This window comes from Rhodococcus sp. P-2, from assembly GCF_016598535.1.
Classification (GTDB): domain Bacteria; phylum Actinomycetota; class Actinomycetes; order Mycobacteriales; family Mycobacteriaceae; genus Rhodococcus_F; species Rhodococcus_F baikonurensis.
Map to the genome: position 1 here is coordinate 1472827 of NZ_CP066779.1, position 11865 is coordinate 1484691.

The following is an 11865-nucleotide window of genomic DNA, read 5'->3' on the forward strand; positions in this document are numbered from 1 at the left end:
GGTCTCCCAGAGTCAATCCTGCGCACCGTCTTCGAGATCGTTCAGCAGCAACTCCACGAGGTCTCGTTCGTCCTCGGCGATGAGCTCGGCGCGGAGTAGTCTCTCGAAAAGGTTGGCCAACAGCAATGTTCCGCTGTGGAGCGAAACGAGAAAAATCACCAGCACCCCGATCAGCAAGTAACGCGACGTACCCGGTTCGGTCCAAAACGCTCCGGCCAACCCGAGGCCGACCAGGCCGATCCAGACGACAGTGATTCCGCGAAACATCATCGTGGGAAACACACCGACTGCGATCCCACCGATCAACGTCGAGGTAAGTACCAATTCGTCACCAGGGCCGAGCATCGGAAAGAGAACAAGTGCCAAGCACGCCAGGAGCGCTCCCCAGACGACGATCTCGACTGTCAGCACCACCAGTTCCGTGGTCTGTGACTCGGAGACTCCCAGGCGCGCGCGCCGCAGCCAGTACACACTGAATCCAGCGCTCGACAGCAGCATGACACTCGACCAAGTGATGCCGAACCATCCGGCATCCGTCGGCAAGAGCACCACGATCGTCGACAGCCCGAGGGCCGCAATCAGGAACGCCCACGGCAGTACTCGCGCCGTGAACTCCAGGCGTCGGTTGAGAAGTCGGTGACGATCGTAATCCGACAGGTGGTCGTCAGAACCTCGTCGACCGAGCCTGCGCACGGCGGCTACGACACGACGTCTTCGTACCACCGCCGGGTCATCCACGTCGGCCTGCTGTCGCCAGCGCCACTGCCTGGACAGACATGACTGCGCCGGCAGCACGCCCCTGCACAGTCCGCACCCCCGCAGCCGCAACGGCCTTCAGTTGCTCCTCGCTGTCCACCCCCGAGACAACGACCTCCATTCCCAGTGCGTCGACCAGATCCACGAGCGCTTCGAGGATCGGCCGCCCGCCGGGCGCCGCACCGGAGATGGAGCGTTCGATGCGCACTCGCGTGAACGGAAGGCCGGACAGTGATGCAAGGGAAGAGAATCCGGCTCCGAACTCGTCGACCGTCAGCGATACTCCCATCTCCGCGATGGCATGCAACGCGGCTCTGGACTGGTCGGTAATGGCAGAGGACTCGTCGAGTTGGAGCTCGAACTGCCCTGCCCTGGCATCTGATCGACGAAGCGAGTCGCCGATCGCCTCGATGAACGCCTCCGATTCGAGCTGACGCGTCGACACCGCGACGGCTACCCGTACGTGATCAGGAAGTTGCGCCGCCGCCGCACAGGCCAGCTTGAACACCGTCGTCCCGAGCGAGTACGCCAAACCGGTGTCGTCTGCGACGCTCATGAATTCGGCGGACGTGACGGCGCCGAGCCGGACGTTGTGCCAGACCACGTGAACCTCCACCGCCACTATCTCGCGGGAGACCACGTCGATCCTGGGTAGCAACTCGAGTTCGAGGTCCTTCTCCGCGACGGTGTTTCCCAGATCTTCGAGCAGACGGGCCCGCCGATCCGCCACGGACTTCATCGAGTCTCGATACTCACGTACGGCCCCGCGCCCGGATTCCTTTGCCGCGAACAAGGCGAGATCCGCAGCGCCCATCATCTCGTCGGCGGACGACGGCAGCTCGTCAGGGAGGTAGTACCCGATGCTGCATCCGATCTCCAACCGCGTACCGGCCACTGTGATCGGCTCATGAAGGGTTTCGATGTAGCGGGCCAACAGTGCGCGCATGCGTGAGCTGTCGCCGCCATCGGTGAAGAGAATTGCGAACTCGTCTCCGCCCAAGCGCGCGAACAGCTGTGACATTCCGCCGGCTTCGGACAGACGATCTGCGACCTCTCGCAGAACCGCGTCGCCGACCGTGTGCCCGAGTGTGTCGTTGACCGACTTGAAGTTGTCGAGGTCGAGCATCGCCAGCCCAAGACGGCTGTCCTGGGTGTGCGGATCACGTAGCAGCCTCTCGAGCTCGGTCCAGAAGCTGTGCCGGTTCGGCATTCCCGTGAGTGCGTCCACCCGACCCATCCGCACGATTTCGTCGCTTTGCCGTTTGACTTCGGTGACGTCGGAACCCACCCCTCGCCAGACGAACTCATCGGGTGCGCGACCAGGACGAGGCCGTCCGGATATCTGCCACCACCGGATTTCGCCGTGAACGCGGACCGGTACGAGCACGTCGACGAAAGCGGTCTTCGTGTGGCGGGCTTGCTGCAGCTCCATGAGCGCATCGATTCCGCCGGGGATCCGTAGAGTGCCCAGCTCCATGAACAGGTCTTGCCACGCCGTTCCTTGCAACTCGGTGGAGTCCAACCCCGCTTCGACTGCGAGCCGCGTCGGGATTCGGTTGAACTTGCCTTTCTGGTCCGTCTCCCACACGAAGTCCCCGGCATTGCCTTCGAAGTCTTCGAGAAGCATCTGCACCACAGAGCGCTCCGACGCTGCGCTCAGTTCAGCGCGATAGCGCGATTCCAGGTTTCCCGACACCACGATCGTCCCGCCGATCAGAGCCGCGCCGTAGGCGATCATTCCAATGAGAATTCGTTCGAACTCGGGTCCTGGCTGGAGCCAGAACGCCACGCCCAGGATCACGAGATTCGACAGCACCCAGGTGAGTCCGACGATCCGCAACATCGCGGTAGCCACGGCGCCGGCGCCGGTGATGGATGTGGTTACCGCTATCAGGATCAGATCGCCGGAATCGTCCAGGATCGGATACAGGACCAGGGCGAGCGAGGAATACAGGATCCCGACGACTGCGAATTCGACGGTGAGAAACGCGTACGACATCCGGTATGTCGGCGCGATCAGATCGAAGCGAATGGCGAGTCCGACACCCATGCCCACCAACCCGATCACCCCGGCGAGGATCGGCCACAGGCGTGGCAAGAGTCCGCTGTCCGGCGGGATGACATACAGCGTCAACCCGAGCGTGACCACGAGGTGGACAGCTGCGGCCCACGGCAGAACACCGAAGGTGACGGCTATCTGTTCACGCGTCACGTCATCGCGTTGCGTGGGTGTCAGTCTTTCTCTTGGGCTTTCTCTGGGGCGGGATGGGAGACGAGACAGGATCGACATGACCACCTCCTGCTCCCGCGCCGTAATACGAATTGGACGTATGGCTGAGCAATTGTCCCGTAACTGGTCCCTGCTGCGTCAAGCAGTACGTCCGACCTTGTTCGGGGGCAGATCTGCCTACAGACACAGTAATCAGCAAACTGCTGGTCCGCCCGATCTTGCTGCAGCGAGTTCGATGTCCGCGGGTTGAAATCAGACATGAGGGACAATGGCCGAAGATCGCCGATCACGTCGGTGGAGATTCCTCGACGGGTAACACGATCGGACTCATTCGAGTTCAGACAAGGACTATCACGATGGCAATCGACTACACCCGACGTTCCGGCGAGTCCACACCGTCGCAGGCACCGGTCAGCCTGAGCAAGATCACGCTCACCAAATCCGCGCCGACGGTCAACCTCGCGAAGGCTGGTGAACGACAAGGCAATATGCGCGTGAACCTCAACTGGTCGCAGGGAGCACCACCGAAGAAGACCGGATTCCTCGCCAAGCTCGCCGGCGCAGGCTCCGGAGCGGTCGACCTGGACCTCGGCTGCCTCTACGAACTTGCCGACGGGTCCAAGGGCGTGGTCCAGGCCTTGGGCAACAGTTTCGGTTCGCTGACTTCCCCTCCCTACATCTCCCTCGACGGAGACGACCGCAGTGGCGCGAACACCGGCGGCGAGAACATGCACGTCAATCTCGGTGACCCCAGCGCTTTCCGCCGAATCCTCATCTTCGCGATGATTTACGACGGTGCCCCCAACTGGGCGGCCGTTGACGGCGTCGTCACCCTGTACCCCACCAACGGACCCGAGGTGGAAGTACGACTCGATTCGGCCAGCAACCAGGAACGGCTGTGCGCAATCGCTCTCATCCAGAGTTCAGGTCAGGGCGTGACGGTGACCCGTGAAGTGCAGTACATCAACGGCAGTCAGTCCGATCTCGACCGTGCGTACAACTGGGGTATGAAATGGGCTGCCGGACGAAAGTAGGTGTCGCGGGCGGGGTGTCCCCCATCCGAATGACAATGTCCGAATCGTCCACAATGTCGCAAGTTACTGGATAGTGTCGAGAAGTGGGGTCGGACATGAGGGGTCACGCTCGACACCGATAGTGGGTCGGTGACGCTATGTGCTTGGCGACGCCGACGTTCGACAGGAAAGGCCCTCGATTTCCCCCGAGATCGAGGGTCTTTTCGTATCTTGCATCACTGTTCGTGCCATCTTATTAGTTGATCGTTAAACTAAGCGTTCGTCCAACATGCACCGATGGAGAACGTGAATGTCCACGAATTCAGATCGACGCCCACGCCTGCCTGTGAGAATCGCCTACCTCGCCGCAGGAGTTCTCTTTGTCGCCGCGATGCTCCTGCTGGCAAGCGTCGTGAACCCAGATCGGGATCGCGATTTCTCGATGAACCACGTCCCCACTGGGACGTCGACGACCGCCGTCGTCGCCACGTTCGACCTCGGCTAACGAAGGTACCGGTACGTAAGTGGCGCGCGTCACGAACTGTGGGTAGTTTCAACGCCGATGGTTCGCCGTAGGTCGGTATTGAGAGGGACGGCAAGCCACTGCCCTGCCTGGTTGCCCCACCCAAACAGGCAGGGCACCCCCGGTACTTCAAGCCTCAAGTAACTGTTACTCGGGAAAGACTTGTATCAAACCGGGACGAATCGTACATTTCATCCGGCAGTCGTCCTTCGTCCGACGCCTTCGCCGTCAATGTCGACGGAATTTCTCTGAACACCACCACAGGTCGGTCACTTGTCGTGACCGAATTCGTCCTCTCGGAAGGCTCACCCATGTTCGATTTCTTCGGCGCAATCTCCGGCTTCTTCGGCCTACTGTTCGGCACCGGCTCGTCGAGCGGGAGCTCGGGAGGAAGCAGCGACGCACCCGTCGCGCCGCCTACCTGATCCACAAGCCTCACCCGGCGCCGATCCGTCGGGTGAGGCTCTCGCGAATCTCTTTGAAACACAACGCAACAGCACTTCAACTCCACCGACTTTTCTGCGGATCCACGCCGACACACTCTGGCGTCCGGACGGTTTCACCGCAGCGCCTGCAGTAATGGGTCCGATGCCCGCCATTCTCGGTCGAGGCACACCCGCACACCTCCCAGCCGACAAGGCAGGTGTTCGCCGTGAGTCGGTGTCCGTTCGGGCAGCGGTCCGGGGATCGCTCGGTCAACCGCATCTTCACATTTTCGCACACATGTTCGACGCCTTGGTACTGCAAACGGAAAATTCGATTGCACCGCCCGCTTCCGGTCGGCCTGAGCGCAACTATCCCTTCCGTCACTTCGGTCTGCTTTAATACGAAGGCTTTGTCGGGGGTTTACCAATGTCCGAAGTTGTCGAGTTTCTGCGAGCACACGCAGGCGAACACGGGGTTGAACTATGGGTTTCTTCAAGAAGGCGGCTGTGACTGCTCTAGCGGTCGCTGCAGTCGGAGCATCAACAGGGATCGCATCAGCTGATCCGTCGACCGACGTGAACTACGAAGCGAAGATCGTCGACAAGTCGATCGTCACCACTATCGACGCCGGGCTGTTCAAGGTGTCCGGCGACGGCAAGTCTGTCGTCTTGCAGGACAGCAAGGGAGCCGACCTTGTTTCCTTGCCTCTCGCATACAACCTCGGGGATCTGCAGTTTCCCTTCGATCGCACGATCAGTGAAGACGGTAAGACCCTCACGCTGACCCCGATCACCGATTCGGCGAAGGCCACTCCTCGGCCCGAGAGTGCGCCTGCTGCAAAGGATTGGACGCCCGTCGCCTCACCCGAGGAGAATGATCGGGCGATTGCGCACTTCCAGAGCCAGCTCGGTCTCGGCACTCAGGTCGGCAGCCTGCTCGGCACCATCGTCGGCGCCGGAATCGGTTGCGCTGTCGGTGCTCCGCTGGGCTTGACCATCGTCGGCCTCCCCGTCGCTGCGGCACTGTGCCTGGGTGGTCTCGCAACGGGAGCCGGAATCGGCGGTGTCGCCGGAACGATCCTCGGCGGCGGCGGCGCGGCTGTCGTAGCCGGCATCGACCTCGTCAACACACTGAACGCCCCTGCCGGAACGACGGTCTGGGCTCAGTAGCGACTGGAAGGTCAGTCGCTACGCGGTGCCCCCAGTCGGACTCGAACCGACACTTGACGGATTTTAAGTCCGTTGCCTCTGCCAATTGGGCTATGGGGGCCGTGCCGCACCCGACTGGTCGGGTGCGGCAGGGATCAGACTATCGGGTGGGTCTGAGCTATCGACATCGCGATGCCGTCGAGGATGTCGTGTTCGCTGACAACCAGTTCGGTGATCCCGGCTTTGGCTTCGAACGTCTGAGCCAGCACCGTGGTGATGATCGCTCCGCCACCGATGACGTCCACCCGCCCCGGATGCATCGGGCCGAAGGCGGCACGATCAACCCGAGGCATGGCGGTAAGACGCTCGCACACCTCGAAGAGTTGCTTGAACGGAATCCTCGACAGGTGCACCTTCTCGGCGTCGTACTCCGGAAGATCCTGCGCGATCGCGGCCAGAGTCGTCATGGTTCCAGCGACACCCACCCACGTGTGCGCCTTCTCGACGGGGACGGCCTCGAACGCCTCGGCAAGCTTTGCAGTCGCAAAAGTCGTCGCCTCGGAAACCTGCTCTGCCGTAGGCGGATCCGACGGTAGGCACCGCTCAGTGACGCGCACACAGCCGATGTCGGTGGAGTACGCGGCCTGGACGCCCGACGCGTCGCCGAGGACAACTTCGGTGGATCCGCCGCCGAGATCGACCACCACGAAGGGGCCCTCGGACGGATCAAGTTCTCCCACAGCACCGCTGAACGATAGTCGCGCCTCTTCGTCGCCGGTGATCACCTCGGCTCCGGATCCGGGAATCACCGCACCGAGCACATCCCGCGTCATCGTGAAGAAGTCTTCGCGATTCGCAGCGTCGCGAGTAGCCGAGGTAGCGACCATCCGAACGGCGGTTGCTCCTGCGTCGGCGATCATCGACGCGTACTCGACCAGCGCGACCCGGGTGCGTTCGATGGCCTCGGGCGCGAATGTCCCTGTCGCATCAACGCCTTGACCCAGTCGCACGACGCGCATCTCGCGCCGGACATCCACCAGACGGCCGTCGGCGCCGACGTCGGCGATCAGCAGTCGAATGGAGTTGGTACCGCAATCGACTGCGGCAACACGGCGAGTCACCGGTCGGCGGTGTCGGCATCGTCGATGCCAGGCCAGTCCGCGGGAATTGCAGTACCGCGGAGCTTCCCGTGGCCTGCCAAGGCAACGGACTCGTCACCGAGCGGATTCACGCCGGGACCCTTGGCAAGCGAATGCGCCATGAGCACGTGCAGGCACTTGACCCGATCCGGCATCCCACCACCGGCAAAGTCGGTTCCGAGAGATTCGATCGCGTCCCGCTCGGCGAGGTACGACTCGTACGCCCGGCGGTAGGCCGCGGCAAGTTCGGGATCCTGGGTCAGACGTTCGGTCATCTCACGCATGACGCCGGCGGATTCCTGACGGCTCGCTTCGGCAGTCAGTCGCGGGTCGGTGAGGTAGTACAGCGTCGGGAACGGTGTTCCGTCCGGAAGCTTGGGGGCGGTCTTGACCACGCCGGGCTGACCGTCCGGGCTGCGGTACGCGATCTCGATCACTCCGCGTGGCTCACGGCCCAATTGAGCGGCAACGGCGTCGAGGTCCGCTTGTGAAACCTGTGGGGAATTTTCGGACGTGTTGCTCACCCGGTGGGTACTCCTTGTTCTTCTGGCTCGATCGGCGCCAACGGCATCGGAGCCGGTGTCGTCGTCTCGGGAACCACTGGCGGTTCCGAAATCGTCTGCCACAGATCGCGATACCACGGACCTGTCAGCGGTGTTTCCTTTTCCTGCTTCTTCTCGGGTTCCTTGTAGTCGCCGGGAAGCTGAACCTGAAACGGGGTCTCGCCCGGTTTGACGTACCGAAGGCGTTCTCGTGCAAGAGCTTCGATGTACGCAGGGTCGTCGAAGCGAGCGTTCTGGCCTTGCAGCTTTCGCAGTTCTTCCTCGAGCACCTGGCGCTCGGCGGCCACCTGCGCGGCATCGGAACGCTGGCTGATGTAGGTGCGCAGCGGTACTGCCAGTGTCAGCGCCAGCATGAGGACAACCATCGCGAGCACAACGGCCCGACTGGTGGACAAGCCGAAAATGGTGTTGTCCGACTTCGGAAGCCGAGACCAGAACTTGTTGGTTCCGCTCTTCCCCCGAGCCGACTTGGACCCGCGCGCCGACGACTTCTCGGCGGAAACCCCCGGTTGCGCGGGGTCTGACACCGAGGAATCGACCGCTGCCGGGTCTACCGAAGGTTCCGACACGCGTGGGCGTCGGGCGCTGTCCCGACGCGCACGCGACGGTGTGTCCCCACGACGGGAACCACGACCCCCCGGACTTCCGCCGGGGGATCGTGGTTTACCGCGCTGTGCAGACACTACTGAATCTTAGATTTCCGTCAGGCCTCGAAAGCGAAGCGCGGGAACGCAACCTCGCCGGCGTAACGTGCTGCGTCGCCGAGGTTCTCCTCGATACGCAGCAGCTGGTTGTACTTGGCAACGCGCTCGCTGCGTGCCGGAGCACCGGTCTTGATCTGGCCGCTGCCGACGGCAACTGCGAGGTCGGCGATGGTGGTGTCCTCGGTCTCGCCGGAACGGTGGCTCATCATCGTCTTGTAACCGTTGCGGTGAGCGAGATCGACGGCGTCGAGGGTCTCGGTCAGGGTGCCGATCTGGTTGACCTTCACCAGGAGCGCGTTGGCCGCACCCTTGACGATGCCTTCTTCGAGGCGCTCGGGGTTGGTGACGAAGAGGTCGTCGCCGACGAGCTGGATCTTGTTGCCGATCTGATCGGTGAGTGCGACCCAGCCGTCCCAGTCGTCTTCGTCGAGCGGATCCTCGATGGAGACGAGCGGGTAGGCGTCGATGAGCTCGGCGTAGAACGCTGCCATCTCGGCCGCGGTGCGGTTCTTGCCTTCGAACTTGTAGCCGGTGCCGTCGGTGTAGAACTCGGTGGCGGCCACGTCGAGAGCGAGCGCGACGTCGGTACCCAGCTTGAGGCCGGTCTTGTTCACGGCGATCGTGATGAGGTCGAGCGCTTCTTTGGTGCCTGCCACGTCGGGCGCGAATCCGCCTTCGTCACCGAGACCGGTGGAGAGGCCCTTCTCCTTGAGAACCGACTTCAGGGAGTGGTAGACCTCGGCACCCCAGCGCAGCGATTCCTTGAAGCTCGGTGCACCGATGGGAGCAACCATGAACTCCTGGACGTCGACACCGGTGTCGGCGTGCGCGCCACCGTTGAGGATGTTCATCATCGGGACGGGGAGAACGTGAGCGTTGGGGCCACCGACGTAGCGGAACAGCTCGAGGCCCGAGGACTCGGCAGCGGCGCGAGCCACGGCAAGCGAGGCACCGAGCAGAGCGTTTGCGCCGAGACGCGACTTGTCCGGGGTGCCGTCTGCATCGAGCAGCGCCTGGTCGACCGTGCGCTGCTCGGTTGCGTCGATACCGATGATGGCCGGAGCGATCTCGCCGAGCACAGCCTCCACGGCCTTCTCGACGCCCTTTCCGCCGTAGCGTGCGCCACCGTCGCGCAGTTCGACGGCTTCGTGCTCACCGGTCGAAGCGCCGGACGGCACCGCGGCCCTGGCGAAACTTCCGTCTTCGAGCAGAACCTCGACCTCAACCGTGGGGTTGCCACGGGAATCAAGGATCTCGCGAGCTCCGACCTGCTCAATACTGGCCACTGTGTGGTTCTCCTTCGAATGGGCTTCGCATTGGGGCACGCTCTGCGTGCTTGACACTTGGGCTCCGACCCCTCCGGTCGAAAGAGGACCACGATCGCGGCTGGGCCTCTGCAGTGCCAGCACCTCTGTAGTGCCAGCACACAGCCTAACCGCACGGGCCGAAGGCTTCTTTATCGACGCGCGGTCACGGGCTCGACCTGCGGATCGATCACCGTCAGTCCGGCCGTACCCCGACTGAATACGCCGACGCACGATCACGAACGAGGGCGAGATAGTCGCCCGACAGGTTGTACGCCATGAGCGCCTGCTGCCACCCGGCAGCGGTCGTGAGATCTCCCCCGCGTGCACACAGGTAGCGGGCGGCGGTGAGGGCAGCGTCGTCGATGTTGTCGGGGTCCACCCGGCCGTCACCGTTGGCGTCGACTCCCCATTTGAGCCATGTCTCGGGGATGAACTGCATAGGCCCCATCGCGCGGTCGTGCACTGGATCGCCGTCCATCGTCCCGCCGTCGGTGTCGGGGATCTCGGCAACTCCCGGGCCACCGTCCAGAGGGATTCCCCGGATGATCGGGACGACCTGGCCGGACGCGTCGACCGACGAACCGTCGTAGGTCCCGTGGCGGCTCTCGACGCTGCCGATACCGGCCAGCGTTGTCCACCCGATTCCGCAGCTGGGAAGCGTCTCGCCCATGACCGCAGCGGCGTACCCGTAGGCCTCGAGTGCCGTCGTCCCGATCCCGATGTCGTCCGACAATCCCGCTGCCCAGTCGGCGAGTTGATCGGCACTGCGGCCGGGAGCATTGATGTCGATCGGCGGCGTCGGAGAGCCGGTACCTGGGGGTATGCCTTCCGGAATGGCCACTTTCGGTTCGTTCGATCCACAAGCCACGACGCCTGCGCCCAGCAAAGCTGTTCCGGCAGCTACTGCTGCTACGGCTCGAGAGAGACGCCGGGGACTTCTGCGGGCAGCGGGAGTTCGATACACCCTTCCATCATCCACATGCGAGCGAACTACTCCCGAATCCGTTGGTAAAGAACAGCAAAAGTACAGGTCAGGGCATGGTTCACCACCGAATGTGGAGTATCTTCTTCTGAGTTAAGGCTGGCCTAGCCTCATTCGTTCGTCAGAAGCTGTTGCACTCACTCAGTCAGGAGTCGCCCGTGCCCGTGTCGGTACTCGCTGCCGCGAGCACACCGTCAGTTGCCACCCAGTTATTCGGTAGTGGCCTGATCGGTCTGCGCGAAGGCCTCGAAGCGGGCATCGTGGTGATGATTCTCGCCGCCTACCTCGTGAAGGCGCAGCGCAAGGACGCACTCAAATGGGTGTGGCTCGGCGTCGCGATCGCCGTCGCGATGGTGGCGATCATCTTCTTCGCGATCCACTACGGAACGTCGACGGTCGACGGCTTGACCGCCGAGATCATCGCAGGTGTTGCCTCCCTGATCGCCGTCGTCATCGTCACGATCATGGTCCTGTGGATGCGCACGGCTGCGAAGAACATTTCCGGAGACCTCAAGGCCGGGATGGAAAAGGCTCTCGTTGCAGGCCCGGTCGCCATCTTGTCGCTGGCGTTCTTCGCGGTCGGTCGTGAAGGCGTCGAGACAGCGTTGCTCATGGTCGGTTACGCCGAGAACACCGCAGGCAGCTCCTGGCCGCTGGTCGGGTTGCTCCTCGGAATTCTCTTGGCCGCCGTCTTGACCGTCGCCATGTACTTCGGCGCCCTCCGTCTCAACCTGACGACGTTTTTCCGGTACACGGCGATCTTCCTCATCGTCGTTGCCGCCGGAATCCTCTCGTACGGTGTTCGCGCTCTACAGACCGGAAACGTCCTGCCGGGCGGATCTTCTCTCGCGTTCAACCTGACACCCGGTTACGACCCGTCGACCTGGTACGGCACCGTCCTCGCCGGAATCTTCAACTTCCGACCGGATCCGACGGTCCTGCAAGCCGCCGCGTGGCTCGTCTATCTCGTAGTCGTCCTCGCGCTCTTCCTGCGTCCCCTTCCGCCCAGCCCTTCGGAGCCGGCAACCCCGCCTGCGCACGACACACACGTTCCCGAGAAATCCTGAGAGGCAC

At 62.9% G+C, this 11865-nt stretch carries 12 protein-coding genes and 1 tRNA gene; 5 read left to right on the plus strand and 8 right to left on the minus strand.

Annotated elements, in window-relative coordinates; genetic code table 11:
* Positions 1-12: 12 nt before the first annotated feature.
* Both I7X09_RS29350 and I7X09_RS06935 read right to left on the minus strand, forming a co-directional pair.
* Positions 13-738 (minus strand): hypothetical protein, encoded by a 726-nt coding sequence (locus tag I7X09_RS29350; protein WP_234036823.1) that lies wholly within the window; start codon positions 736-738, stop codon positions 13-15.
* Positions 731-2968, minus strand: a complete 2238-nt coding sequence (locus tag I7X09_RS06935; RefSeq protein WP_234036824.1) for a putative bifunctional diguanylate cyclase/phosphodiesterase — start codon at positions 2966-2968, stop codon at positions 731-733. The genes I7X09_RS29350 and I7X09_RS06935 overlap by 8 nt, the downstream gene beginning before the upstream one ends.
* A 374-nt stretch (positions 2969-3342) precedes the next feature.
* Between I7X09_RS06935 and I7X09_RS06940 the strand changes: the two genes are divergently transcribed.
* The 4 genes from I7X09_RS06940 to I7X09_RS06955 all read left to right on the plus strand — a co-directional run bounded on the left by I7X09_RS06940 (position 3343) and on the right by I7X09_RS06955 (position 6117).
* A complete protein-coding gene (locus I7X09_RS06940) occupies positions 3343-4020 on the plus strand; it encodes a TerD family protein (RefSeq protein WP_007728823.1) in 678 nt (225 codons plus the stop codon).
* Positions 4021-4309: 289 nt separating this feature from the next.
* Positions 4310-4504 carry a hypothetical protein gene (locus tag I7X09_RS06945; protein WP_200316187.1) on the plus strand — a complete coding sequence of 65 codons (195 nt, stop codon included), beginning with the start codon at positions 4310-4312 and terminating at the stop codon, positions 4502-4504.
* Positions 4505-4800: 296 nt separating this feature from the next.
* Positions 4801-4947 (plus strand): hypothetical protein, encoded by a 147-nt coding sequence (locus tag I7X09_RS06950; RefSeq protein WP_200316189.1) that lies wholly within the window; start codon positions 4801-4803, stop codon positions 4945-4947.
* A 483-nt stretch (positions 4948-5430) separates the two neighbouring features.
* Positions 5431-6117, plus strand: coding sequence for a hypothetical protein (locus I7X09_RS06955; protein ID WP_095972166.1), 687 nt, complete (start codon positions 5431-5433; stop codon positions 6115-6117).
* 26 nt (positions 6118-6143) lie between these two features.
* Here the strand turns inward: I7X09_RS06955 and I7X09_RS06960 are convergent.
* From I7X09_RS06960 to I7X09_RS06985, 6 genes are all read right to left on the minus strand, one after another.
* Positions 6144-6217: transfer RNA gene (locus tag I7X09_RS06960), tRNA-Leu, on the minus strand.
* Between the two features lie 34 nt (positions 6218-6251).
* Positions 6252-7217: a Ppx/GppA phosphatase family protein gene (locus I7X09_RS06965; protein ID WP_095972165.1), complete on the minus strand. Its 966-nt coding sequence runs from the start codon at positions 7215-7217 to the stop codon at positions 6252-6254.
* Positions 7214-7759 carry a DUF501 domain-containing protein gene (locus I7X09_RS06970; RefSeq protein WP_020908542.1) on the minus strand — a complete coding sequence of 182 codons (546 nt, stop codon included), beginning with the start codon at positions 7757-7759 and terminating at the stop codon, positions 7214-7216. Before I7X09_RS06970 ends, I7X09_RS06965 begins: the two co-directional genes overlap by 4 nt.
* Entirely contained in the window at positions 7756-8367 is a 612-nt protein-coding gene (locus I7X09_RS06975; protein WP_095972164.1) for an FtsB family cell division protein, read from the minus strand. The genes I7X09_RS06970 and I7X09_RS06975 overlap by 4 nt, the downstream gene beginning before the upstream one ends.
* Before the next feature lie 134 nt (positions 8368-8501).
* A complete protein-coding gene (gene eno, locus I7X09_RS06980) occupies positions 8502-9788 on the minus strand; it encodes a phosphopyruvate hydratase (protein WP_003946309.1) in 1287 nt (428 codons plus the stop codon).
* Between the two features lie 214 nt (positions 9789-10002).
* Positions 10003-10695, minus strand: a complete 693-nt coding sequence (locus I7X09_RS06985) for a lytic transglycosylase domain-containing protein (protein WP_234036940.1) — start codon at positions 10693-10695, stop codon at positions 10003-10005.
* A gap of 260 nt (positions 10696-10955) precedes the next feature.
* Between I7X09_RS06985 and efeU the strand changes: the two genes are divergently transcribed.
* Positions 10956-11858, plus strand: coding sequence for an iron uptake transporter permease EfeU (efeU, locus tag I7X09_RS06990; RefSeq protein WP_200317712.1), 903 nt, complete (start codon positions 10956-10958; stop codon positions 11856-11858).
* Positions 11859-11865: the final 7 nt, after the last annotated feature.

What these genes read in the sequence shown, in the direction of transcription:
- I7X09_RS06945 (WP_200316187.1), top strand. Translation starts at nt 4,310, where the DNA reads ATGTCCACGAATTCAGATCGACGCCCACGCCTGCCTGTGAGAATCGCC.
- I7X09_RS06940 (WP_007728823.1), top strand. Translation starts at nt 3,343, where the DNA reads ATGGCAATCGACTACACCCGACGTTCCGGCGAGTCCACACCGTCGCAG.
- I7X09_RS06955 (WP_095972166.1), top strand. Translation starts at nt 5,431, where the DNA reads ATGGGTTTCTTCAAGAAGGCGGCTGTGACTGCTCTAGCGGTCGCTGCA.